Here is a 26,652-nt window from a genome sequence, read left to right as displayed (position 1 = left end):
TACCTTTTATCTACCCATTAGGTTCTTTCTTTCATATTCTTCAAAAACTTCTTTCGATATTGGTGATAGTATGCCACTCATATATACAGCGGTATATAAAAAGTATTGCCCATCTTTTGTTTTGATTGTATGAGTACCGTGTTCTTCATTATTTGGAATGATTCGTTCGATTTGTAGTTGTTTTTTATCACAAACGATCTCTTTTACTCGATATAAATTATGTATAGGTAAACGATCAATATACAAACAAATGCGCTCTAATAGAAATAGAATAATAGTCATTTGTAGAATGAAAGCAATCTTTAATAGAGTTGGTATGGATGCAAATAACACTAGAAATATAGAGATTAAGAAGATATTTAACTTTGAAAACCACTTTTCATATTGATTCAAAGAAATAATACTTTTTTTATTCTGGAACACCTGGAACCTCGTTATAAGGAAAAGAACTGCAAAGATCCCCTCATAACTAAACCAGGTTATCCACTCTGTATCAGTAAGTTCTAGCAATATATATATGATACCGGTAGATATGATCAGTGGTACCAACTGTGCCAAACTAAATAGTATGGTATGTTCTAACATTCTTTTCTTATAGAGGTGATTAGTTATTGAATCCAAGTTTCTTAACTCCTTCTGCAATTTTCATGATGACACCGCCAATAAGTATATGGTATTCGCCTATTCCTTTTTCGTTTACATACCAGCACATATAGTGCCTAATACCTTCTTTTGCTCCATGGTCATGTAAAGGAAAAGGAGATGCGTATTTTTCAGATGACATATTATTATCACCGAAAGGAACCAGTTCTGCAAGTGCTAAACGTTTTTTCGAATCATTTATAATCCAACAACCATAGTTTACTGCTCCATACCATATTGCGTCTTTATGAATTGGATCAATAGCAGGTTGTGCTGGATAGCTTTCAGCTAGTATTTGCGCTTTTTCTTCACGAAGTTGCTGATGTATGTGTGAATTTAATGGATCTTCCGTTCCGATTTCATAGGTTTCCTCAAAATTCCCACACTCATAAGGAACAAGAGGATTATTTGAATCAGCTGCTAATTGTAGACTGCAAGAATCTGATTTTGAAAGATAGTATACACAGTCTTTGCAAGTGAAAAAGTTTGAAAAAGCTGAATCTGTTTCTTGTTCTGTTACGGTATTATCTACTACAAGTTTTAACATGTCTATCACAATCCTTTTTAGGCTAATTCGTAAATTAATATAGACGTATCATATCATGCTTATAAACAAATGTAAATATTTTCCAAATAAAAATAACCTTATTAATTTTGAAAGGACTGTTTGTATTGAATAGAAATCGAGAATATATTGCCTTGCGAAATTCTATATTAATAGGCTGGTTACTGACATGCTTCGTAATAGGCCTATCTATCTATTTTTCTTCTGTTGTTTATTTATTAATCGGATGTTTCATTCTATCGTTAAAATACGGATTAATGGGAACCGTAAAGAATGTAGAAAAACGTTTGCCTACCTGGGCTAATTTTGGTGTTATTGAAAAACCAGTAAATCGAAGAGCGACAAGACCATTTCAGTTTAGGGGAGGACTCCTTGTTTCATTAGCTCTAGGATTTGTAGAGATGGTGATAAAAGGACTATGTATCTCATATTTTATTTTAGGATTAGAAACGCATGTCTATCGTTTAATGCGCAGAAACGCAAAGGTGTAAAAGGAGGACTCTATTATGAAAGTATTGATATTTGAATTGATTCTTATTGCGGTTCTAATACCGTTGAATAGTGTTGTGAAAAAACATGTACCGAAATGGAAAGGAAAAGCCGGAGAAAAATTAGTAAAACGTATATTGAGCAAGTTGGATTCTGAAAGTTATTGCGTGTTACATGATGTTACGGTTTATACGGAGTATGGTGATACAACGCAAATTGACCATATTGTTATCGCGGAAACCGGTGTATTTGTTGTAGAGACGAAAAACTACGAGGGATGGATCTATGGAAATGAGAAAGCGGCAAGATGGACACAGGGTATTTTTAGAAAGAAATCCTCTTTTCAAAATCCATTTCGACAAAATTATAAGCATATAAAAGCAATTGAATGGGTGATGGAACAACAGCTGCCGTGCATCTCTATAGCAGCCTTTCATCCAAAATGCAGTATAAAAAGGGTACATGTTCATTCTACAGATAGACATGTCCTATATTATAACGATCTACCAAAATGTATTGAATCATATACTGACGTGAAACTAACAAAAGATGAGGTCCAACATATCTACCAAACAATATTGCGAGCGAACATTACGGATAAGGATATTAAAAAGAAACATGTGAAGTATTTACATAATAAGTTCGCTAAACAATAAGAAATGGAGAAAGGAACAATGTTATATGTAATAGGGTTTATTTTAATCGCTGTAGTAGCTATTCGTCTTAATATGAAGTATTACAAGTTAAAAGGAGATTCAAAAAATCTTGTAAAAAGAATAAATAAATAGTTGAGAATGATGAAAATAGTAAAATGTATGAGTGTAAAATCCACACGGAAAATTTCAGAGAACAGAACTATATAAGTATAGCGCAATTGAAAATAGGCTAGGATTTTTTCTTTAAAAACGGAAACTACTTATTTTTAAATAAGTAGTTTCCGTTTTTTATGGAATTAATACTTGATATACTAATTCATTATCAGTCATAGTTGGGCATGACTGCCAAGAAGGAACAAATCTATGCCAATACTGCTGTGTCCAACCATTTTTATAAATACATAATTTCCACCGATAATGTGGGTGATGTGAATGAACATCCCGTTCATAATCATAACCTGAAAATTCAGGTTGAATGTATAAATTTGTCACCATAATCCCCCCTTATAAAATTAAAGCATTTAAAGCATTTTATTAGGTATAGATGTCCAAAGTTATAATAGAAATGCCTAAATTTGAAAAACACTTTATAAATCATTCAATAATTAACTTAAATTGAATGGAATTTTATAAATCACATAAGTATGACTTTGACAAGTAATGCTAGGAATATAGGTATAAATAGTACCGTGGGAAGTTTGATTGCTATGTTATTCATAACTGGACTTAATTGCTCGAAATTAATTATCATACTCACCTAACTTCCTTAAAATCAATATATATTTATAAAGTAATTAATGTTGTTTTGTCCATAAAAAAAGACACTCATTTGAGTGCCTTTTCTTCGACTTGATAACCACTTTAAATTTAATAAGATGTATACGGACTATCATCCAAATACAATCATATCATATTTTCTGAAAAATGAAAGCGGATTCTTTAAGTTACTTAATTACTTTGTCCATTACTTCTTTATATTTGTTAAATTGGGCATCTTCCATGTCACCATTCATTTGTAAAAGAAAATTATCTTTTGCATAAGTATGTGAGAATAACATTTGATTACCGTTACCTAAATCGTCATAGTACTTTTTCGCTTGTTCAAGATCCTCTTTGTTTTTAAACTCAAATATTCTACCACCACTATCTTCTCCTAGTGCTGGAACAAGAATGCGTTTCGCATCTTTTCTAGTATTCCCAAATTCTTTTTCCGGCAGATCACTAGGCTGTTCTGCTTCAAGCCCTGCAGCCTTAAATTCTTCAATTACTTTTCCTACTGTAACATTGCTAGTTACCGATTTTATGCTATCACAGGCTGCTAAACCAAATAATAGCAAAGTACCAATAAGAAATACTGATAATTTTTTTAACATATCTATGCGTTCCTCCTACTGTAAATAAATCCTTCGATATCATAACACAATATTAATTTATAAATTGTCATATATTGTCGAATAGATATTTATATGGCAATTTTTTTCAAATTAGAAGAATATCCTTACATTTATGATAAAAAATCGTCTTTTCTTTAAATATTAAAACATTAGTTCATTTACGAGTGGGACATGGTACTACATTTTGGTTTATATGTTATGCAGCACAAATAAGGATAAAAGCTAAACAGAAATGGACCCTTTTGCTTAGTATATTTTCTAATAAAACGGTTATATTGATGTATTGATTAATATAACGGTGAGGTGACATATTTGAGCATAGCTGTAAAAGTAATGAAATACCAAATAGTCTGTCCTGTAAATATAGAATGGAAGACGTTTGAAATATATTTACGTACACTTTCATATCATTTTAGAACTATTGGGAATAGAACTATACAAAAATTGTGGGAATATGATAATCAATCATTGAAGCATTTTAAAGATACTGGCCAATATCCAAGTGCCCAACAATTATATGGGTGTACTCAAAAAACGATAAGTGGATATATTTATGATCAGTTAAAAGAAGAATATCAAGATATTAATAAAGCCAATATGTCCACTACTCTACAGAAAACAATTAGGACCTGGAATAGTAGAAAAAAAGAAATTTGGAGTGGTGAGATGTCCATTCCTTCATTCCGAAACAATTTACCAATTGATATTCATGGAAACTCTATTCAGATAATAAAAGAAAAGAGTGGTGATTATATTGCAAGCGTATCTCTTTTTTCATCAAAATTTATAAAAGAAAACGATTTACCCAATGGTAAAATCTTAGTGAAATTATCGACAAGAAAACAAAATAGTATGAAGGTAATTTTAGATAGAATAATTGATAGTACGTATGCCAAAGGCGCTTGCATGCTCCATAAACATAAAAAGAAATGGTATTTATCTATTACTTATAAGTCAAATATAAAAGAAGAACTTAAATTTGATGAAGATTTGATTATGGGTATAGATATGGGGAAAATAAATGTTCTCTATTTTGCGTTTAATAAAGGTTTGGTACGAGGGGCAATTAGTGGTGAAGAAATTGAGGCTTTTCGAAAAAAAATTGAGCACAGACGTATAAGTTTATTACGCCAAGGTAAGTATTGTAGTGGAAATAGGATAGGGAAAGGCCGTGAAAAACGAATTAAACCAATTGACGTACTAAATGATAAAGTAGCTAAATTCAGAAATGCAACGAATCATAAATACGCAAATTATATAGTACAACAGTGTTTAAAATATAATTGTGGCACTATACAGTTAGAGGATCTAAAAGGAATAAGTAAGGAGCAAACATTCCTAAAAAATTGGACGTATTTTGATTTGCAGGAAAAAATCAAGAATCAAGCAAATCAATATGGGGTGAAAGTGGTGAAAATTGACCCATCCTATACAAGTCAACGATGTAGTGAATGTGGGTATATCCACAAAAATAATCGGCAAGATCAATCTACCTTTGAATGTCAGCAATGTAGTTTTAAAGTTCATGCAGACTACAATGCCGCAAAAAACATTTCTTTGTACAATATTGAGAAGGTAATACAAAAACAATTGGAGTTACAAGAAAAATTAAATCAAACAAAATATAAAGAACAGTATATAGAACAAATGAAAAATATTAATTAAATAACGTAGTAGGAAATAGTTTGGCGGATTTCCACGTCATAAATGGAGAAGTGATACACGGTAAATTTACCAAGTGTCAACGCTCCGTAAGGTAGTATCGAATGTTAAATAAACATTGATACATAAGCATCCTGGATGCTTTGAAGGGTGTAACACAAAGACCGTTACATAATACATTAATTTGCTGGTAAAAAAGCAGTATATTGTTAATATACAAGGGATCGTCGCACATTCATTGTTAATCATCCATATATTATCGGGGGTTAAAACATAACAATAGATGTATTGAAATTTTAAAGATTTTTGAACCTTTCCAGGAGTTAAACCCAGTTAAAACATAACAATAGATGTATTGAAATATTATGAATGGATACATACAGCACGAGCTTCCTTCGTTAAAACATAACAATAGATGTATTGAAATACTTATTAATAAGTCGGTAAGAGCCCTCTATTCAGGTTTTAACAAACTAATAGATGTATTTAAAAAGAAAACAAATCAATAAGAAACCCTGGGTACAAGAGTGTGAATTATTAAATTTTTGGTGGATTTCCACGCCATAAATGGAGAAGTAATACAAGGTGAATTTACCAAGTGTCAACGCTCCATAAGGTAGTATCGAATGTTAAATAAACATTGATACATAAGCATCCTGGATGCTTTGAAGGGTGTAACACAAAGACCGTTACATAATACATTAATTTGCTGGTAAAAAAGCAGGGTATTGTTAATACACAAGGGATCGTCGCACAATTCATTGTTAATCATCCATATATTATCGGGGGTTAAAACATAACAATAGATGTATTGAAATTGCTATAATTATATTGTCGAGATACAACTAAGCAAGTTAAAACATAACAATAGATGTATTGAAATACAATAATGTCCTGGCACTCCTGGTATGGCGCTAGTTAAAACATAACAATAGATGTATTGAAATATTGAGTAATAATTGCAACAAATGATTTTCTAAGTGGTTAAAACATAACAATGGATGTATTGAAATCTTTTTTATCCAAGAGATATTTCATAAATTCTGCTTGTTAAATTCCTGAGTTAAAACAAAACGATAGATATTTAGGAATCTCAAAGGGATTTGATTATATTTGTTTATAAATAGAAGCAATGTTATGATATAAATAATTCAATACTAAAAAATCAGATTGCAAAAGGACACACCTACGCATAACCATAGCGTAGGTGTGTCCTTTTTTTGTTTAAGGAGGAAAAAGTTATGGGGAAAACGTTATTTATTGCAGAAAAACCAAAAGTGGCCAATGAAATTATGAAATCGCCACGATTCCGTCACTCACAAAAGTACATTGGGAGCAAACCTTATTACGGTTATTATGAAAATGATCATTATATTGTCAGTTGGTGCCGTGGACATTTACTGGAACTGAAAAATCCGGAAGAGATGGATCCAAAGTATAAAGTGTTTCAGTTAGAACATTTACCTTTAATTTTTCAACCATCGTATAAGGTGATACAAGAAAATGCAGAGCAACTACAAATACTTGTTAAACTGTTACAGCGACCTGATGTTGACCATGCCGTGAATATCTGTGACGCGGACCGCGAGGGAGAGTTAATCTATAGAGAAGTGTATGAATACGCAGGTGTGAATAAAAAGCAATCTCGTGTTTATAAATCCTCTTTTGAAGCTGCAGAACTTGAAGCAGCTCTCAATCGATTAGAGAGCGCGTCTAAGTATGATGGACTAGCTTATTCTGCTAAAGCAAGGCAGTATCTGGATTATCTATTAGGAATGAATATAACCAGGGGATGCACCACAAAATTAGCACAAAATAAATTCTTATTGTCATCTGGCCGTGTACAAATGTGTTTGCTACATGAGATACGTCAACGTGAGTTAGCGATTGAAAACTATAAGGAACAGTCTTATTATCATTTGCAACTAGCAACAAATTTAGGGATCACTCCAGTTATGAAAACAGAAGATCAGGTGTTAAACCCATCGCTATTAAGAAGTTTGGGGGAGAATCTAAAAGGTCAATATCTCACGGTTGAAGAATTTAAAGAGGGCACTAGGAAGCATAATCCTAAATTGCTATACAACTTAACAGATTTGTATAAAGATGCTCATGCACAATTACAAATTAATGCTGAAACTGCAAAAAAACACATTCAGAACTTGTATGAAGAAGGGTTCATAACCTATCCACGTTCTTCGTCTAGACATTTACCTACAGAACAAGTGGATCGGGTAAAGGGTGTTATGCAGGCGCTAGCTAAGAGTCGTTATTCTTTACTGGTACAATCCGTCGATATTGACGCCATTGATATAAAACATAAAACATTTGATGATGATCTTGTATCAAGCCATTTTGCTATTATACCGACGACAAAACAATATCAAGAGGAAGGCCGTCCCGAGATTGAAAAACAACTATATAGTCTCGTGGTAAAACGTTTTGTGGGCAATTTCATGCGTCCTGCAGTGTACCTGGTAAGAGATGTATCCTTTATTGATACAATGGGAAATATCTATCAAACAAAAGAAAGTGTACTTCGAGAAAAAGGATTTCTAGAAGTGTTTAAAGAGGAAGTAGAAGAAGAAAGTATGGAAGCATTCAAAATGCCTATTCTGCAAAAAGGGCATAAACTTCAAGTCTGTGATTTTGAGTTGCTGGAATCTAAAACAAAGAAACCTGCTCTACACACAGAAAGCTCAATTCTTACTTTCATGGAAACGGCTGGTCGTAAAATTGATGATGAACATTTAAAAGAGCTAATGAAAGGAAAACGAATTGGAACCGTTGCAACAGAAGCAGCTTTTATTCCGGCTTTACACGAGAAGAATTTTATAGACATTGAAAAGGGAAAAATTATAACAACTCCAATTGGCCGTGCTTTTATTGAACAATTTCCCGTTCAGCAAATTAAAGATCCGCTATACACAGCTGAAATGGAAGGAATGATACATCGCATTGAAAAGAATGAAATGAGTTATAAAGACTTCATTGCACAAACAAATACATTTGTACAAAAAATAACACAAGATATTATAAGAATACCTGACACGGTTTCGCACAATCTAATAGAGACCTGGAAGCAACAAATAGAAGTATGCCAATGTCCTTGTGGAAATGGAATAATTTTAGATAGAGGGAAATTTTTCGGGTGTAGCAATCATCCAAACTGTAACATTGGATTACCCAAAAGAATAAAGGAAAAAACAATTCCTGCAGCACAAATTAAAAAACTGTTTGAAGAAAATAAAACGGACATTATAAAAGGATTTAAATCTAATGGTAAAGAATTTTCTGCGTATCTAGCATTCGTTAACGGTGAAGTAAGCTTTAATTTGCCTACAGTTGAAGAATTATCGCTAGGTCAGTGTCCAAAGTGTCAAAATGGACACATTTTAAACCGTGATAAGTTTTTTGGGTGTTCAGAATATCAAAACGGATGTAATTTTGCGATATCAGCTAAAATTAAAGAAAAGAAATTATCTGATAGCCAGATTAAGAAATTATTGAAGAATCGCGTTACTGACTTCATTCATGGTTTTAAAGGAGAGTACGGAGAATTCACTGCAGCTATCCGATTAAAAGAAGATCTTAGCATTTGTTTTGAACGTCCAACAACGGATGATCGTACTATAGGGAAATGTCCTTTGTGCCAAGGAAGGGTAATTGTAGGAAAAACTACTTATTTATGTGAACATTACAAAAATCCTTGCGAATTCATTGTGTCTGGAAGCATTTTGAAAAAGAAAATAACTAGCGCACAAGTAAAAAAGTTATTAGAGAAGAATATGACCGATACAATCTCAGGATTTGAAAGTAAGAAAACCGGAGAAAAATTCGATGCAAAATTAACCTATGATGTACAAAAACAACGTATTACATTTATAATGAATAAAAAGAAATAATATCATAAAATCTTAAATTTCATATATAAAATTAATAGGAACTATGATATGATGAAAGTAACAAAATACTTCTAAAACTATCTTGCAAAAGGACACACCTACGCATACATATGCCATAGGTGTGTCCTTTTTTATGTATTTTTAGAATTTCAAGACTCAAAAGGGGGATATATATTGTGTACCAGTAATATAGCATCTGCTAATGTATCTTTTGAAAAATTGAAAAGTCAGGAAAAGTAAGAAGAAAGTATGGTGTTAATATGCCCGCAGTGTAAGGAACGGTCATATAGGGCACTTTATAATGATCATCCAAAATGGATACAGTTTTGCCTATGTTGTAATTATCGAGAAGTAAATACAATAGAGAGTCTGTTTGTTTATTAGATGTAGCTATTTACGTATTTTGATTAGGAGGAAGAAAATTCGATATGAAAATATGGATTAAGGCTATTTGTATAACATCATTCGTATTTCAAATGACAGCATGTAGTAATTCGACGCAAACAAAAAATGATTCAAGACCTGCCCAAACAGTACAAAACGGAATACAACAGCACACAGTAGGGAAAGGTATTGTAGATATTCCAGAAGCTTATAATGAGAAATTAAAAGGCTTAGATACTGTTAAAGGGAAGGTAATACATATAAAGGATGGAGATACGATAGACGTAAACGTAAACGGGCAGAAACAGACGGTAAGATTACTGTTATTGGATACCCCTGAGTCTGTATCTCAAAAAATCCCACCGCAAAAGATGGGAAAAGAAGCATCTTCATTTCTAAAGAAACAGTTAAAAGGAAAAAATGTAACAATAGTCTATGATCGTGGACCCAAAGAGGACAAGTATGGCAGGAAATTAGCATATGTATTTTGTGAAGGGATACATATAAACGAGTTAATGATCAAATCAGGATATGGTATTGTAGCTTACATTTCAAAACCTAACACTACTTTGCTACCACAAATGCTAGAAAGCGAAAAAGAAGCAAAAGCATCAAAGACTGGCATTTGGAACATAAAAGGGTATGTGGATGAAGAGAAACATCATTATAACCGTAATGATGCGGCTTAGCATTCTAATCCATTGCAATACAAATATTTGTGCAAAATGGAGGTTTTTTGAATGAATGAAAACAAAAGAAATATGCTCTTATCCTTTATCATTTCAATTTTATTTATTTTCGCGAGCCTATTACCATTTAGTAATAATGAATATGTGTATGTTATCTCCAAAATTGGGGCTGCAGCTGGTGTAATAAATATTGTGATGATGAGCGTTTTCTTGTATTTTCAAAGTAAAAAAACGGAACATTTATTAAATTAGTAAATTAAAACTTAATAGTTTTCCTTACTCATATCCTTTTAAGCTTGGTAAGGAAAACCGAAAAGGAGTGTGAAAGGTGAGTCAAGTACCTGGATTTTTAAAGTTTGTTTTAGCGAAAGAAAGACGGTATGTATATTTAGTTGTAGCAGAAAAGAAAAACAAAAAAGTACATACACACATGGTATATAGATTTGGTCCGCTAGAAAAAGCATTAGAAACCATGTACGAGATGCGTGGTGATTTTGAAAAACTTTTCCCTCTAGAATTAAAAGAGAGGGGATACGATTGGGAAGATATCAATGATTGGATACTTTCTATTGAAACAGGGTACTCAAAATACGGAAATAAACTAGTCATATACTAGCAAATGTTTTGTATTTTAAAAAATAGGTGAGGCGAAAATAAGATGTTGATCATTCAAAAGTATCACATTGTATTTGCTTGGACGATAGCTACTAGCGCAATGTTAATTAGTTTGTTTTTTAGTGAATGGATGAAGCTGCCGCCATGTGATTTGTGCTGGTATCAAAGGATGGCCATGTATCCATTAGTATTGATATTGGGGATAGGAATGTACAGAAATGATCCGAACGTCAGCACGTATGCATTCCCATTTGCGTGTATCGGCTTAATGTTATCTGTATATCAAATTACAATTCAAACGTTTCCAGCTAGTGAGATGAAGATATGTTCAGTAGGAGTTTCTTGTACAGAAGATTACCTGAATTTATTTGGTTTCATCTCGATACCTATGCTATCTTTTGTTGGGTTTTTAGCTATAATCGTACTTCTGTACATAAAACCAAACAGTAAATTAAATCGGGGTAAAACAGATCGCAAAACAAGAGAGATTTACATGTAAGTCTAATTAAATGCATTAAAAACTTAATTTAAAAATTAAAAATATGAAAAGGAAGATAATAAAAATGAAAACACTACAAGTAAATAATGAAATGAACAAAATTCCAGAGGCAGATGTAGAATTACTTAAGATCATGGCTCACCCAGTTAGACTACAAATTGTAAAAGAGTTAGAACATCGCAAGATTTGCAATGTAACACAGTTAACGGAGCTATTAAATATACCTCAATCTACCGTATCTCAGCATCTTTCTAAAATGCGCGGAAAAATCCTTCGTGCAGAAAGAAAAGGATTGGAGATGTACTACCATGTTGCCAATGCAAAAGCATGCCAGATTGTCGGAGTATTAGGTCTGTAATTCTAATTCGAAATAGGTTGATAGAAAGAGTGTTATTAAATTTAGTTGTAACATCTGCTGTACTGCAGAATGATAAATTCACAAGCTTAGAGTGTAGTTCTTCTAATGGTGGAGGAGCTAACTATGGTGAAAAATTGATTTAAGGGTTACTAAAAAAGAATGCCCTATCTACTATAGATAGGGCATTTAAGTATTTTGTTGTTTTTGAAAGTAAAAATACAACAGATAAACTAATAAATATGTTTAATGATAGTCTTTAATTCTCATTGGCCAGACTAAGAATTAAAGGTTCGTTGTAATATGTTACCTTTATACGAAACATATAAAATAAACATGTTCTATGAAACTTTATAAAGATTTAGCAAGGAAGATAAAAATAGAACGGATCTTTGGCTGAAATACCTAGAGAGGGAGATTATGAGAATACGAATGAAATAATGAAGAAGTTTATATAGATAAGATTGAATTTATGCCAGTAAAGTAAAAGTAATATCCTATAAGGGAATATGTATTAATGGATAAAAGTACAATATTCTGGATGGTGGAGACCTGCAGTACTGTTAATATAAAAGGTGAATCCCTTGTGAGAGAGGGGATTCACCTTTTATCAATTTATAATTTAATATATGCTTTAGCTGTCGTATATGCAATATTTCATTAACTGTAGATTTTTATTTATATGCTTACTTTAAAAATATAATCGATACGATGCTGAAGATAGTCAGTGAGCATAAATTAAAAACTCCATGAGCTAACCAAGCTGATAGGAATCCCAATCTTATAAAAAATAAAGCATTAATTACACCTGGAATGAAGTATGCATAGAAATTTGTTATGTCAGGTCCATGGTATAATGTAAATATTAAATTAGTTACTAATATCCATCCCCATATATATAAGGGATTTTTATGGATAAACAATTCATTGTAAATTTTTTTAATCCATGAAAACTTTACTTTAAAATTAGCAAGCGCTAAAAATATTCCAGCATAAAACAAATATCTAAAGACAAATTCTTCTTGAAATGGACCAATTACAGAAACCAAGATAAGAAATCCTGTTTTGGTTAGGTCTGATGTATATGTTATTTGTTCTGATCCTATGCCGATCATATCTTGACCTAGCAAAGTAGGAATAAAGCGAATGAAGGTGACGATAAATTGAATGAGTATGCCAATTATAATTGGGAGACTTATAGTTAAATATAATTTGTTTTTATTGAGAATGAAGCGATTTTTGAAATCATTTCTTATTATCGGGAAGATGAAAATCCCTGCTAATAAAACTGAAAATGAATAGAGAGACTCTACGGCATGATTATTATTAGAAAGTCCTAATCCTGATAGTTTATCTGCTAATACAAGAATAAAAAAGAGTAAAACAAAAGTAACTATAAATAAAATAGGTTGAATAATGTCACGTATAGAAGTCAAAAAAGTTCCTCCTCGTAAAAAAGATATTAAAATTTCACGAATCCTGATTAATTCACAATTTATTTCGAGTTGAAAGGATTTTGAATTAACCATTCACAGTGAAATATAATTACATATACTGTATTTTGGACATAGAAAGTGGCAGTGATTGCGATTTTAAAGTGGAGTATATTAATAATGAAACACCGGAGTTCAAGATTGTTTAAACAGCAACAGTTGAAATCGCTTGTTTATAAAGAAAGTGTTGTTTGCCATTATTAGAGATTAATACTGAAAATTTATCAACAGCGATAATGATTCCAGGTACTCTAACTCCGTTTATTAGAAATATTGTTACTACTCTTTGTTCCTCTATTAATTTTTTATAAAAGTTTTCTTGTGTATACATCAATTGTTTCTTCCTCTCTTTAAATATTCTGATCTTTTTGAATTATTTCCGTGAATTTAAAAGTAATGGTAAAATTATACCATTTTAAGGATTTTTTTCATAAAAATAAAAGCCCTTACAATAAAGTAAAGACCTTTTCTTATTTATATATTAGTTCTTATTTTCTTAGGCGAATTTTTATTATAAGATTCCTTTTAATTTTGCTTTTAAATTATTAAATTTCACTGCATGGATTTATTAAGGAGAGTCTTATACCCTAACTAATACAAAGTAAGTATATGTAACATACAAAGAAATCCTCCCTGCAAATAATAGTGTATTAATTGTAGGGAGAGGAGTTCTGCAGTTTTTACATTCCTTCACCATGGGTATTTGTATATTGTATATTTTCCTGCTTTTGTACTGCAATCATTGCCTCGCCGTGAGTGTTACTTAAAGTGATTGGTGCGACTAGCATAAAACCTGAGAATAAAAGTCCTGCTGTACTAATTAGTATTTTTTTCATCATTTTAAAGCACTCCTTTTCTCCATTTCACTTTTAGCTTTGTATCCCACACGGAAGTATTGACTTACTTTCAAGTGGTTACCTTCATCATAATACTTGTTTGCTAATTCATCAGCATATATTTCGACAAAGTGCCATAAATTTTCTTCCTGGAGATAATGAATTCCGTCAACAACAATCTTTTCGTATTCATCTATAGGTATACGCTGTAATCTTGCATCTAGAATCGATAAATGATGATAATATTCTTTATTATTTTGTGCATTACTAATTTGCAATCCTTTATCTATATACTCGGCAGCAGCATTTATATTGCCTAGTTTCTCATGTTCTTTAGCTAACAAATACATTGTTTTACAGCTACCTTCTAGTGCCTTGGAGAGATAATTGATTGCTAATTGAGGCATATTTTGATCTGAATATAGCAGACCTATATTATGACGAATCAAATGAATATGTTGTGTTTGATCTAGTTTGGTTGCCATATCTAAAGCGGAAAGGAAATACTCTTCAGCTAACTCGTATTGCTTTAGAGAAGTACTTGCAAGCCCCAAAATATTATTGCATGAAGCTACATTTATTTCATACCCAACTTCATTAGAATAGATTTCTTTCGCTTTATTACCGTATGTTATTGTATTTAGTGGCTGGAACTGATAATAGTTGAAGAGGGCATATTGATAATTAAATTCCGCTTGTTCTAATTCATCCGGAATAAGTGATAGAAGTGTTTCAGCTTTGTGATAGAAGTGTTTGGCGTCACTATATTGTCCAATCTTCATTGCATATATAGCATTGAACAAATAGTAGTAGTAATTGAGCATGTCTGTGGTAGACTCTTCAATATGTTCTCCAGGTTTTACTAAACCTGATGTATTATTTATCAAAAGATTATATCTAAACTCTAGTAACGAATAGTAAATAAGAAGCGTTTGATCTTGTTCCATTTCGTCGATAAGTTTTTCAACAGCTGATCTTAGATTTTTAGCTTTCAATAACTTTTGAGAGCGCATAGCTTTGTACCAGTCGTTCATTAATTTAGTAATCTTTTCGTTTCCTTTTGCTACAATCACATAGCTTCCCCCTCTGTATAATTATATCTATATGTTTTTATCATAGCAGTTAAATCCATATTATTACAGGCAATAGAGGTTTAAAAGTATATTTCTAAATAATTACCAGAAAATTCAGTTATATTTTGGTCAATTTGGATTCCTCTTCATATAAGTTTAAAATAAGTGATAAGTATAAATCTAACATAGCGATGAGGGGAAGACAGTGAAAAACCATATAAAAGGTCCTAAAGGGCAATTATTGCAAACAAATAAGAAATGGTCTCACCTAAAGCAAAAACAGCGTGAAACCATATCAAATTGGCTGAGAGAGGCTTATATAGGGATGATTAAGGTTCATAACCGTAGATTGAAACCGAGAGAACATGAGGATGTTTTAGAAAGGGTTATGAGTAAAATCTATGATTGTGAAATTTGGATTCCGGATTACGAAGTCGAAAAGTATTACAAAGGAAAAATAAATAAATGGTATAACAAACACATTTCATTGGAAGAAAAAAATGATAAGGAGGAGAACATATAAAACATAGCATTGTGAATGTCAGTACTTCATACATAATGACTAGTTAGAATAAACGTAAATTTGGTACGCTAAGCAAATTTTCATAGAAAAAAAGCCGTTTCCTCTACGTTTAGAGATAATCGGCTTTTTCTTTGTAAATCAAAACAGTAAAATCATATGAAACCTATAAATATGTATTATTACATAAAATATGATTCTTAGTATTCTAAAATCAACTAATCCTCATCATACAAATTATCTACAGATTCTTGTAAAGAATCTAATAGGGGTCACACAACCCAAAAAAGAAAATTGTACGTGAAGGAATTTTCTTACATTTACAATTGATAGATGAATCATTGAAAGGATTATATCCACTTATTATTTTTACAAATCTTAAAGGTAATGCTATCAAGGTTGACTAACCAGAACCAATTGGTCTTCATGTCTTTTTTATTTTTGATAAGTGCGATTGATAACCTACAAACCTTTAATTATCAGGAAGTCAAAATTTTATCAATAGAGTGTACCCTATTGATAATGTACAACTCATAAAAATGAAAAATATCAAGCTATTCATATAACCCAAAACTTAATTAATTAGAAAATGAGTATTTCTGCCTATCCTCTCGAAAATTAAAAGTTTGATTCACTTGAAAATAAGTTTAAATAAAAGTATTACAGGTATTGAAATGAAATACAGAATTACGATAAATAAAAGAATCTTTTTTTTGTATGTCTTATCAGTAGAATCTATCGTGAAAATAGCCCCTAAAATCGAAAATAACATAACAGCTAATAGAACAATTGGTTGAAATTTAACTAGACTATTTAGAAGATATAAAATAAAACAAGAAAAAGAAATGACTACTAAAAATAAAGAAACATTATTTGATTTAAACATACTATTACCCTCTTTCTCAAAAAATAATTGTATTTTTTTCTGATAATTGTTATTATTTGTATTGTTATAAAAATTACAAATAATGGAGGATGCACTATGAAAATTAGAAAAAATAAAATTATTGTTTCAGCTATTACTTTAGGTTTATTAACATCTATTACCCCAACAGGTGCTTTTGCAGAAACAAATGATCCGGTTATTTCAGCTTCGCCTAGTAAAAATATACAACAAGTAGAACAACCTATTATAAAAATTTTAAAAGAAGATGCCAATGAAAAGATAGTAGAGTCTAAAGACAGTAATATAGTTGTCACGTCTACATATGATAAAAAAAATAAGGTATTAAATATAACAACAAAAAAGATAGCAGATAATTCTGTAACAACAGAGACTATTAATATACCAAGTGCTAATGAATTTTATGCAAACGCAAATAAAAAAGCTAATTATGCAATGGAAGTTATAGACCGTGCTGTTTCTTTAGATGGAGCTTTTGAATATACCTATTATAAAGGAAATGTATGGGTAATTAAAATTCCATCTGTAGATTATGCTAAAAATCCACTTCAAACTAGTGAAAATAAAGCTGATTTAAATGGATTTAGAACAGCAGTAAATAACTTAATGACAAATGAAGTTTCGTTTTTATCTAAAGTTGGCGGAGAAATAGGAATAGCTTGTTTAACTTTATTAAGAACTCCAAATCCATGGACTGTAATTGCAGGAGCGGCAGGTGCAATAGGTCTTGCTGCTTGGGCTGTTCCTGATTTATACAAAGTATTTGTGGAAGCTGATAACGCTACTTATTACTTCCATCAAGTTAATTAAAAGAAAAGACAGCTGTTTTTTGCGCAATCAATCAGAGAAAACTTGGAGAAACACAGAGATTTTTCATCTCTGTGTTTTTACTTTGTGACTTATGTCAGAATTCCTGTCAATAAATCTAGTGATTTTTCTGGAAATATATGTTGAATGTTTTATCTTTCCCTGACGGAATTTTATACTAGAAATAGTAAGCTAGCTACATCGGAAACCTGAAGGCCATTGTTTAAAATGAGGCTTATGATGGCTATATCTCTTTCCTTATCCCGTCGAAAAAACTTTATTTTTGTGGTAATTTATCTTTCAACATTTCTCCGTAATCAATTGTAAAAATAAAATAAGCCATATCTTACTTGGTACTCGTTTAAAAGCCTAAATAGACATAATAAAAAAGAGAATAAGTGCAGTGAAAATATAACTAAATATAAATAAAATACTTTCATTTGTGATTGAATGAGAAGATCTAGAATTATGACGAATTAATTTTTTTATTATTAAACCATATATCATAGAAACTAAAATGAGTAGAAGTAACAGCAAAACAAATTGAATCCTATTATAATTTAAGGATGTTGCATTAATAATAGCAGGTTTTATAGCGATGAAATAAGTTGTTAAATATATAAAAAGACTTAGAATACAATATAATGAAAAATTCAACAAGTTTCTGTACAAATAAATTCCCCCTCTTTACTAAAACACTCATGAAAAATTTCCGCCTCTCATAGAAGTATCCTAATCCTATTTAATTATTATCATAGCAAATGTGAGTTACTCTATAGTTATCTTTAAACCATTTATCAATAAGAACCAGAAGATAAAAATAAGTAATCATAGAATTTCTTTTAATAATTAAATGTTTATATCTATAAATTTTAATACACGAATATTGTTATGGCAAATTCAACGGATAGTAATAATAATCCTTTTTGAAAGGGTGTATATTGAATGCAGTATCCTTACATTGATTATTTTTGCGATTGGGAGAAAATATTTCCTAGTGGTAACATCATTGAATTGTGAATTATCGTCTGAAAAGGACTCAGTTTTATGTATTTGTACAATCATTATTAATGAGGGATTATTAACAAAAGTAGTTCATTTAGTATCTATTTAGAAACATAATAACTTTTAGAATTATGTATCATATATAATTTATTAATGCTTAACAGTACTAATTTAATATCATATAATTACTAAATTCAAGTAAAAATATTTATATTTTTCTAATTTTTTTACCAAAAAACAACTTAAATAGTGTGTAATATTTGAAATGGAAAGTATGTAACAATGCATATGTGTTACTTATTTTCTATTAATTTAAATTATAGAATACTAATAAATATTTTTATCAGGAGTGATGAAATTGGTTAGTAATAGTATGGTACCTTATAATGTCTTAAGAAATATGAATATGCCCACTATATCAGGCACTAGGTGGAATAAAGAAATGTTTAGTAGTGCGCTTGATAATACTTCTGTTCTTTTAGATCTTATTGAAAAAGGGATTAATGATGGTGATGATGTCTTAGGGGTGCTTAGTTTTATTGGGTTAACTGCTTTAGAAGCTATTCCGGTTGTAGGTGGAGTACTTTCTAGCTTAGTATCTATGCTATTTTTCCCTACAAAATCAAGTATAGATTTCAAAAAAATATGGGAGAATTTAGAAAAATCTATTAATCAAATAGTTGATAAAAAAATAGAAGAAGCATTGATGTCTCAGCTTATGCAAGAAATAGCTGGTTTAGCCAATGTGTTGAAAGAATATAGAGATGCATACGATTCATATAATGGTAAAAAAGTTTTTGACATACCAGATCGGCTGACACCTGAAGAATATTTAGTACAGGTATTTACTTCAGCAAATCTACTATTCATACAAAGAATACCGACATTTCAAAATCCTAAATATGATGTATTATTCCTTCCATTCTTTGTTCACGTTGCAGAAATGCACATTCTTCTAATTAGGGATGCAGCAATTCATGGATTAGAATGGGGAATGGATGAAGAAATACATCAAAAATTCAAAAGGAATTTAAAAGAAATAATAGATGAATATACTAGTTATTTGCTGAAAACATATAATAAGGGATTAAAAGAAGTGTCAGAAAGGGAACTGAATGACAAAGATTTTCCAACAACTAACAATAAAAATCACTATATTAATACAGTTAGATGGAATGTAATCAATCAATATAAAAGAGGTATGACTTTAACTGCCTTTGATTTTGCTTATAAATGGAAGTATTATCATGAAGTTTATCAAAATAATATAACGTTAAACCCATTCAGAACAATTTATTCAGATATTGCTGGTTCAGTATATCCTTATATAAAAACAACAAATGAAATTAATAATACTATTAAAAATCAGAATCTTAAATATCGTGGAATTTTAAAAAGATTGCAAGTTTATCATGCAGAGAGAATTGATAGTATACAAAGCACTTATATAAGAAACAACGAGATAATTAATAGTACTAAAATTGGTGGAGTAGGTGGGAGGATATCGTCACTTGTATTAGAAGATCCAATAAAGAATCCTCTAATACAAGTAAATATGTGGTCCGAATTAGTGCCAATTTCTTTAGGATTCAAATTTTATGATGAAAAAGAGCAAAATATTGGAGGAGGATCATGGTGGCCTAAACCACATAAATTTGGTGCTTATCATTTTGTAGGTAATAAAGTATCCTCTATTATAGGATTCGGAAAAAATGAAACTGGTGGATTTAATTCTTTAGATGCAATGATAGTCGGTTTTAAAAGAGACGATTATACAACCGAAAATAGATTACTTGGTATTAATGAAACTGGTGAACCTGTAACTAAAGTGATAGATGCAGGAAATTTCCACCAAGAAAAATTCGGATCAAATATTCAAATAACTGATGAGCCAATGTTCGGAGATGGAGTTTTGCAATTTACTAATTATGCAAATACTATGAATCAAGATAGTTCTGTGACGTATCAAATTAATACAGAGATAGAGGGTATCTATCAATTACATGCCATAATAGGTGCAAAAAAACAAAAAGATAAATTATCATTTAAGGTAATACTTAATACTAAACAGCAAAAAAAAATTATAACTGATTCTTTTGATAGCCATGATATTTGGGAAGGAATGTCATTAAATGAAAGCATTGTTTATAAAAGAATATTAATAGGAACCTTTCCTCTTAAGAGAGGCATGAATAGCATTACCATTCATAATGATGTGCTTCAATCTTCAGCAAATATAAAAACATGGAATCTTGGGTCACTTGAATTGACAATGGATTCTGATAGTATAAAAGACCCTGATATTACAACTTTATATGACAAAGATAACTATGCTGGGACAAAAAAATATATTTTTGAGGATACAGCGCGTTTATCGGATTTCAATGATAGAACATCTTCAATAAAGGTAGGTTCTCATATAGCCGGTGTTAGGTTTTACGAACATTATCATTATAGTGGAGATTTTATTGATCTTGGAAGTGGCGAGAAATTAAGTTTAAAAAATCATAGGCTTAATAAGAGATTATCTTCTGTAAAGTTTGCTAATTTAGGCCTGTATAAAGAGGATAATTATAAAGGAGAAAAGAAACTAATTTTTGATGATATACCGAATCTAACAGATTTTAATGATAAGACATCTTCAATAGTTGTTAGCCCCAATGTATCTGGTACTGTCAGACTATTTGAACATAGTTATTATAAAGGTGAATATATAGAGGTTTCGGGAGGACAAAAGCTTAGTTTAAAAGGGCACAATTTAAACAGAAAAATTAGTTCTATTAAATTCTTAAAAGAGCATGAAGTTATTAATGGTTTATATGAAATTATTACAGCTATAAATAATAAAAGTGTCGTAGACTGGTCAAAAGATAAGAATTCGAATGTTCATTTATGGGAGCGGCGCAATCAAGATAATCAAAAGTGGTATTTTGATTATGATAGTAGTAAACAAGCTTTCCAAATTAAAAGTAAGGCTGATAAAAATATAGTATTGGCGTGGAATGATTTTGGTGGATCAAAGAATGTGTTTGCTACATATAATTCAAAGAAGGATGAACATTACTGGATATTAGACTATTTAGGAGAAGGTAATTATCTTATTAGAAATAAAAAGAAACAAAATCTGGTGTTAGATGTAGATGGACACAAAACTGCAAATGGTACAAATATTAAAGTAAATGAGCAACATGCTTTAGATAATCCATCAATTGAAGCGCAAAAATTCAAATTAAATTATGTAATTAAATAATATTTAATTAATTACAGTTAATTTTTCAGTATTAAGGTAAGGATAACGCTCTTTAATTGTTATAATCCAATATAAATATATATTAATTTTGTATTTAAGTTTATTGTTTTTGTTTAAAAGCTATTAAGAAAATATTTAATATTTAATCTTTATATCGTGATATTAATTTGACTATATAGTTTCGATTTCAAAATAAGTCAAAGAAAATAATTAAAGTAACTAATATTCTAAGGAGTGGTAATATGACAGATATGAATACAAAAATTGAGAGAAGCATAATACTTTCGGAATGGATGCAGAAAATACCAGATTCATGGACACTAGCACAAATGTCGATTCCAGGAACCCATGACAGTGGTACTTTTAAGTTGAAGGGCATGATAAACAGAATATGGGCAAAAACTCAAGATCGGGACTTTCATCAACAAATGCATATGGGTGTGAGATTTTTCGATATCAGAGGGCGTGTCACTGATGATAATACAATTGTTCTACACCATGGTTCTATATATCTTAAAGTAACTCTCCATCAATTTATTAATCAAGCGAAATGGTTTTTAAAAGATTATCCGAGTGAAACAATTATAATGTCCCTCAAAGAAGAATATGAAGCAATGCCAGGAGCGAAAGATACTTTTGTAGATACGTTTGAAAAAAGATATTTTAAAGACTCTATTTTTTTAAAAAAAGAGGGAAATATAACAATGGGGGATGCCCGTGGGAAAATTGTACTACTAAGAAGATATGCAGGTGGTAAGATGGTAGGAGGTTATAGAAATTTTTACTGGGATGATAACAAAACATTTACTTCTACTACCAATGGAAATATAAAAGTAACGGTGCAAGATCAATATAATGTTAAACAAAGTAAAAAGAAAGTTGCGATTAAAGATATGCTAATTGATACAGCAGTCAATGACTTTGATCCTAATCACATTCACATAAATTTCATTAGTGTATCTTCTGGTGGTACAGACTTTAGTAGTCCATATTATTTTGCCTCTTGTTTAAATAAGTGGACTGCTGGATTTGTGAAGGAATCCGGAAGAAAAGCAGGTTGGGTTATTATGGATTATGTTGGAGATGAGTGGAATCCGAAACTATATTGGGACGTTATAGACACTAATTTTCACCATCAAAATAGGTATAAAATAAAAACAGCTTTAAATGGTACAAGTGGTGTTGATATTCCAGTCAATCAAGATCCAGATGGAAATAGGAATGTGCATTTGTATAATGACAATTCAACTAAAAGACATCAATGGGATATACATTATAATGAAATTCGTAAAGCATATCAAATACATTGTGTAGAGGACCCTACTAAAGTATTAGCTTGGAATGATAATAACGGATCAAAAAATGTATTTGTTACAAAAAATCAGGATAAAGATGAAAGTTATTGGAGATTAGAAGATGTAGGGAATAGTTATTATATTATAGAAAATTATAAAGATTCTAATCTTGTATTGGATGTTAAAGGTGCAAAAACAGATAACTATACTCCTATTCAAGTGCATGAAAGAAATGAAACGAATGCTCAAAAATTTAAACTAAAGCCAGTAATCATACAAGGTGTATATAAAATAAAAACAGCTTTAAACGGTACAAGCGGTGTTGATGTTTCTAACCTTGGAAATAAGAATGTACAATTGTATCAAGACAATACCATTACAAGGTCTCACTGGAAGTTTCAATATAATAAAAATAAAGATGCCTATCAAATCGTAAATTTATGGTTCAAAAACGAAGTAATGGCATGGAATGATTATAAGGGATCAAAAAATGTATTTGTTACAAAAAATCACGGTAGAGATGAACATTATTGGAGATTAGAGGATGTAGGGGATGGTTATTATATTATAAAAAATTACAAAAATCCCAATTTTGTATTAGATGTTGCAGATGCAAATACAAACAACAACACTAATATTCAGGTACATGAAAAAAATAAGACAAATGCACAAAAGTTTAAATTAGTTCAAGTAGATTCAACAACACCCATCAGAACAAGGATCTGAAAATACTTTACAGTTAAATAATTAATTTATATATCCATAACAGTACCAAAAGACCTCCATGTCTTTATACATAAAAGACATGGAGGTCTAATAATTATGAACGTAAAACCAAAAACTCTAAGTACTTAATCCATTAGTTAAACAAGATGAATGATAATCAATCATTTGTAAATAAAAGTAAATGTAAAGGGTTCATTGTTTAGGGTTTTATTCATATTAATTTAGATGTAGAAAAACATGAAAGCCTAAACTGAAAATTAATAAACAAACATTAATAACCAACCATTATTATTTTTATGAAGGGGCTTTCTTGTTTCAGTAAGAAGACATTAGAATCCGAACTTTTTGAATGTGAGACAAGTAATTTTAAACTACTTAGTTAAAAAATAAGATCCGGATATCAACTTTTTATTATTGGTTCATTTATATATATCCTTATATACCAACTTATGACTAAAACTCCTAATATCCTCAAACACACAATGAAAGTGTGTATTCAAAAAAATTTAAGTGCTCGTTATAATAGATTTATCAAATAATTTATCTTAAATTGTGGATGTTAAAATAGGCAATACTGATTACGATATTGTTTAGGTGTAATTTTTGTGTATTTTTTGAAAATGCTAGTAAAATAACTTTGACTGTTAAAATTAAGTAAAGTACTAATTTCCAATATAGAATGATTAGTTAAAGTTAATAGTTTTTTTGCTTCTTCTACTTTTTCTTGTTGAATATATACGCTAAAGGGGACACCTACTTCTTTTTTAAATAATGTAGATAAATACATTGGGTTCTTTCCAGTAAAACGTGCAAGTTGTTTAAGAGATATTGTTTGGTAAATATTCTTATTAATATAATTTTTGCAATTCATGATTGTTTTTGAGTAATTTTGATTCTGACATCTTTTTACACAATCCGTAAAGATACAAAAAGCTTCTTCAATTAATCGTTCTATAGATTTTATATCTTTTAGTTTTTCAAGACTTTCTATGTAAAAATCACTAATTATAAAGGCCTTATCAGAAGGGACCCCACCTTCAATTGAATATCTAGTAGCTACCGCAATACCAGCAATGGCTTGATTTTTTCGATTTCTCAACTCGCTATTAGAGCATAATACTCCGATTTTTTCGATAGGAAATGAATTCCAACGTTCTAATAATCCCTCCTTATCTCCGTTTTTTATTGCTTCAAACATTTGTATTGAAAGTGGTATCTCATTACGTAAAACATTATCTTGATGACAGATTGAAACTTGTAAATCAACTTCTTCTTCATTACATATAGGTTTATTTAATAAACGGTTTCTTTTGACTACTGTACTGACACTTAGATTTTTTTGATAAATTAAGTAATACATTAAGGTGCAAATACATAATAATTTTGTTTTTTTTATAACCGAAATTAATTTGTAGTAATTCAAAACTGTATTCTTATTTAAAGTAACATGAAAATCATTCAGCATTCGTTCTATCTTGTTTTCTAATAGTTCTGAGTATATAGATGGTCCGATAATAAACGTTCCATCCGTATCTCCTTCTTTTATAAAATGAATTAAAATAAAATTTTCTAAATACTTATTTGCTCGGATAATAGGGAAATTAACATAATCATTCTCTGCATAAAGTTCATTTAATTGTTCGCTTGTAGAAGAATAAAAAGGATTAGGGAAATTATTAAAACTGTATTCATGAAGGATATTTTTATTTTTGTCTAAAAAACGAACAGAAACCTCAAATGTTTGAGATATTAACTGACAAATATATTCTTTATTTATTAAGTGATTAACTTTTTTCATAGTAACTTGCCTCTCTTATATTATTAGTACCTTACATAACTTGTATGTGAACTATCATCTACTTCTAAACTACCGCTACTAACTTAATATCACATAATTACTAAATTTAAGTAAAAATCGTTATATTTTACTAATAATTTTATCAAAAAAAACTTAATTAGTGCGTAATATTTGAAATAGATAGTATGTAATAATGCATAGGCGTTGCTTATTTTCTGTTAACTTAATTAAGAAATTCTAATAATTACTTTATCAGGGGGGGATGAAAATACTTTATAAAATTAGGTAACTTAAAATGTCTTAAAAAATAGGAGTAAACCCACCTTATTAGGTACTAGGTGGGATAAAGAAATGTCTAGGAATCCACTATTATGTCATTTTTTGCGATTAGTCGACCTATATTTTAAAATTTTGATGGACTGAATATCAAAAAACACAGGTATCCATTTTCATACATACAAAATCTTCCCTAATATGAATTCATTTTTTACTAGGGAAGGGACATGGTATGATGATGTTCAAGCGGTACTCTAAATTAAAAAGAAGTTATTGATTCCCTTGTGTAGCAAAGGGATATAGGTTATTAATATCTTTGGCTTTTTGAAAGAAAAGGTCGCATATAGAATTGGAGTGCATTTGAATATTTAATTAATTGTAGAAAAGAAATTATAGTAGATAAGTTGTTACGGATGATAGAGATATTTAGAAATAAAGAAATCCGATAATTTACGCCAGTTAAAAATAGTATTTGCTGTAGATGAATGTCAACAAGCGGTATGACCTCAAAAACAACAAGAAACTGAAGAATTCTGGATCCGTTCATTATGGAATGGCTTTACATGTATACCTATTTTCACTGAAAATGCGAAACTTGGATTTTTTTTACCCTCACAACCTCAGGTGAATTTAATCTGCAAGTAGAGGGCAATAGAGCCGATCTATATTGTAATTTATAATTTAAATATTGAAGAAAATATTGAAGAAAAATGCTATATAGTATTTTTCTTCAATGTAGGGGAGAACACTTTTTTGGCAAGCTTGATTCCATTAACTTAGATAAGTAGTAGACGCATAAATAAATTTATAAGAA

At 30.3% G+C, this 26,652-nt stretch carries 23 protein-coding genes and 2 pseudogenes; 14 read left to right on the top strand and 11 right to left on the bottom strand.

Annotated features, from left to right (window positions below; genetic code table 11):
* Window positions 1-6 precede the first annotated feature (6 nt).
* Together MKY21_RS30895 and MKY21_RS30890 are read right to left on the bottom strand one after the other, a co-directional pair.
* On the bottom strand, window positions 7-585 hold the full coding sequence (locus MKY21_RS30895) for a hypothetical protein (RefSeq protein ID WP_176522202.1): 579 nt from the start codon (window positions 583-585) through the stop codon (window positions 7-9).
* A gap of 19 nt (window positions 586-604) precedes the next feature.
* Window positions 605-1,189 (bottom strand): hypothetical protein, encoded by a 585-nt coding sequence (locus MKY21_RS30890; protein WP_098420224.1) that lies wholly within the window; start codon window positions 1,187-1,189, stop codon window positions 605-607.
* Window positions 1,190-1,314: 125 nt separating this feature from the next.
* Between MKY21_RS30890 and MKY21_RS30885 the strand changes: the two genes are divergently transcribed.
* Window positions 1,315-1,698 carry a hypothetical protein gene (locus MKY21_RS30885; RefSeq protein WP_341078694.1) on the top strand — a complete coding sequence of 128 codons (384 nt, stop codon included), beginning with the start codon at window positions 1,315-1,317 and terminating at the stop codon, window positions 1,696-1,698.
* A 15-nt stretch (window positions 1,699-1,713) separates the two neighbouring features.
* Window positions 1,714-2,352, top strand: a complete 639-nt coding sequence (locus MKY21_RS30880) for a nuclease-related domain-containing protein (RefSeq protein ID WP_098420228.1) — start codon at window positions 1,714-1,716, stop codon at window positions 2,350-2,352.
* A gap of 288 nt (window positions 2,353-2,640) precedes the next feature.
* Here the strand turns inward: MKY21_RS30880 and MKY21_RS30875 are convergent, their stop codons facing one another.
* Entirely contained in the window at window positions 2,641-2,847 is a 207-nt protein-coding gene (locus MKY21_RS30875) for a hypothetical protein (RefSeq protein ID WP_098420231.1), read from the bottom strand.
* Window positions 2,848-3,296: 449 nt separating this feature from the next.
* Window positions 3,297-3,725, bottom strand: coding sequence for a stress protein (locus MKY21_RS30870; protein WP_098420233.1), 429 nt, complete (start codon window positions 3,723-3,725; stop codon window positions 3,297-3,299).
* Between the two features lie 324 nt (window positions 3,726-4,049).
* Here MKY21_RS30870 and MKY21_RS30865 point away from each other — a divergent pair, with 324 nt between their 5' ends.
* The 7 genes from MKY21_RS30865 (at window position 4,050) to MKY21_RS30835 (ending at window position 11,858) form a co-directional block, all read left to right on the top strand.
* The gene (locus MKY21_RS30865; RefSeq protein WP_098927389.1) at window positions 4,050-5,411 is read left to right on the top strand and encodes an RNA-guided endonuclease TnpB family protein; all 1,362 of its coding nucleotides are present in this window, start codon (window positions 4,050-4,052) and stop codon (window positions 5,409-5,411) included.
* A 1,238-nt stretch (window positions 5,412-6,649) separates the two neighbouring features.
* Complete coding sequence (locus MKY21_RS30860; RefSeq protein ID WP_098420236.1) at window positions 6,650-9,313, top strand: type IA DNA topoisomerase; 2,664 nt, start codon at window positions 6,650-6,652, stop codon at window positions 9,311-9,313.
* A 428-nt stretch (window positions 9,314-9,741) separates the two neighbouring features.
* On the top strand, window positions 9,742-10,386 hold the full coding sequence (locus MKY21_RS30855; RefSeq protein WP_341078681.1) for a thermonuclease family protein: 645 nt from the start codon (window positions 9,742-9,744) through the stop codon (window positions 10,384-10,386).
* A 51-nt stretch (window positions 10,387-10,437) separates the two neighbouring features.
* The gene (locus tag MKY21_RS30850; protein ID WP_098769860.1) at window positions 10,438-10,638 is read left to right on the top strand and encodes a hypothetical protein; all 201 of its coding nucleotides are present in this window, start codon (window positions 10,438-10,440) and stop codon (window positions 10,636-10,638) included.
* A 76-nt stretch (window positions 10,639-10,714) separates the two neighbouring features.
* Window positions 10,715-11,002: a hypothetical protein gene (locus tag MKY21_RS30845; RefSeq protein ID WP_098481647.1), complete on the top strand. Its 288-nt coding sequence runs from the start codon at window positions 10,715-10,717 to the stop codon at window positions 11,000-11,002.
* A 42-nt stretch (window positions 11,003-11,044) separates the two neighbouring features.
* Complete coding sequence (locus MKY21_RS30840; RefSeq protein WP_341078671.1) at window positions 11,045-11,500, top strand: disulfide oxidoreductase; 456 nt, start codon at window positions 11,045-11,047, stop codon at window positions 11,498-11,500.
* A 64-nt stretch (window positions 11,501-11,564) separates the two neighbouring features.
* Window positions 11,565-11,858, top strand: coding sequence for an ArsR/SmtB family transcription factor (locus tag MKY21_RS30835; protein ID WP_000854874.1), 294 nt, complete (start codon window positions 11,565-11,567; stop codon window positions 11,856-11,858).
* Between the two features lie 683 nt (window positions 11,859-12,541).
* Here the strand turns inward: MKY21_RS30835 and MKY21_RS30830 are convergent.
* The 4 genes from MKY21_RS30830 to MKY21_RS30815 form a co-directional block, all read right to left on the bottom strand.
* On the bottom strand, window positions 12,542-13,291 hold the full coding sequence (locus MKY21_RS30830; RefSeq protein ID WP_341078668.1) for a CPBP family glutamic-type intramembrane protease: 750 nt from the start codon (window positions 13,289-13,291) through the stop codon (window positions 12,542-12,544).
* Between the two features lie 202 nt (window positions 13,292-13,493).
* Window positions 13,494-13,679, bottom strand: a complete 186-nt coding sequence (gene hfq / locus MKY21_RS30825) for an RNA chaperone Hfq (RefSeq protein ID WP_151920425.1) — start codon at window positions 13,677-13,679, stop codon at window positions 13,494-13,496.
* Between the two features lie 349 nt (window positions 13,680-14,028).
* Entirely contained in the window at window positions 14,029-14,187 is a 159-nt protein-coding gene (locus MKY21_RS30820) for a hypothetical protein (RefSeq protein ID WP_341078661.1), read from the bottom strand.
* Entirely contained in the window at window positions 14,184-15,257 is a 1,074-nt protein-coding gene (locus tag MKY21_RS30815) for a Rap family tetratricopeptide repeat protein (RefSeq protein ID WP_341078659.1), read from the bottom strand. Before MKY21_RS30815 ends, MKY21_RS30820 begins: the two co-directional genes overlap by 4 nt.
* 205 nt (window positions 15,258-15,462) lie before the next feature.
* On the opposite strand from MKY21_RS30815, the gene MKY21_RS30810 reads away from it, so the two are divergent.
* Both MKY21_RS30810 and MKY21_RS30805 read left to right on the top strand, forming a co-directional pair.
* Window positions 15,463-15,780 (top strand): transposase, encoded by a 318-nt coding sequence (locus MKY21_RS30810; protein WP_341078657.1) that lies wholly within the window; start codon window positions 15,463-15,465, stop codon window positions 15,778-15,780.
* Between the two features lie 979 nt (window positions 15,781-16,759).
* Window positions 16,760-17,491 carry a geobacillin-26 family protein gene (locus MKY21_RS30805; RefSeq protein ID WP_341078656.1) on the top strand — a complete coding sequence of 244 codons (732 nt, stop codon included), beginning with the start codon at window positions 16,760-16,762 and terminating at the stop codon, window positions 17,489-17,491.
* Between the two features lie 147 nt (window positions 17,492-17,638).
* On the opposite strand, the pseudogene MKY21_RS31305 reads toward MKY21_RS30805, so the two are convergent.
* Window positions 17,639-17,834, bottom strand: a pseudogene (locus tag MKY21_RS31305) (tyrosine recombinase XerS); the annotation flags it as partial.
* 23 nt (window positions 17,835-17,857) lie between these two features.
* Entirely contained in the window at window positions 17,858-18,160 is a 303-nt protein-coding gene (locus tag MKY21_RS30800) for a hypothetical protein (protein WP_341078655.1), read from the bottom strand.
* Between the two features lie 775 nt (window positions 18,161-18,935).
* Between MKY21_RS30800 and MKY21_RS30795 the strand changes: the two genes are divergently transcribed.
* From MKY21_RS30795 to MKY21_RS30785, 3 genes and pseudogenes are all read left to right on the top strand, one after another.
* The gene (locus MKY21_RS30795; RefSeq protein ID WP_341078653.1) at window positions 18,936-21,743 is read left to right on the top strand and encodes an insecticidal delta-endotoxin Cry8Ea1 family protein; all 2,808 of its coding nucleotides are present in this window, start codon (window positions 18,936-18,938) and stop codon (window positions 21,741-21,743) included.
* A 284-nt stretch (window positions 21,744-22,027) separates the two neighbouring features.
* Window positions 22,028-22,870: pseudogene (locus MKY21_RS30790) on the top strand (phosphatidylinositol-specific phospholipase C); the annotation flags it as partial.
* Between the two features lie 96 nt (window positions 22,871-22,966).
* Window positions 22,967-23,764, top strand: a complete 798-nt coding sequence (locus MKY21_RS30785) for an RICIN domain-containing protein (protein ID WP_255258887.1) — start codon at window positions 22,967-22,969, stop codon at window positions 23,762-23,764.
* A gap of 559 nt (window positions 23,765-24,323) precedes the next feature.
* Here MKY21_RS30785 and MKY21_RS30780 read toward each other — a convergent pair.
* Window positions 24,324-25,562, bottom strand: a complete 1,239-nt coding sequence (locus MKY21_RS30780; protein ID WP_098287097.1) for a helix-turn-helix domain-containing protein — start codon at window positions 25,560-25,562, stop codon at window positions 24,324-24,326.
* Window positions 25,563-26,652: the final 1,090 nt, after the last annotated feature.

It is taken from the genome of Bacillus sp. FSL R9-9497 (genome assembly GCF_038005805.1).
In the GTDB taxonomy this organism is placed as follows: domain Bacteria; phylum Bacillota; class Bacilli; order Bacillales; family Bacillaceae_G; genus Bacillus_A; species Bacillus_A cereus.
Note: the sequence above shows the minus strand (reverse complement) of the source record. Positions and strands in the feature narration are given on the sequence as shown.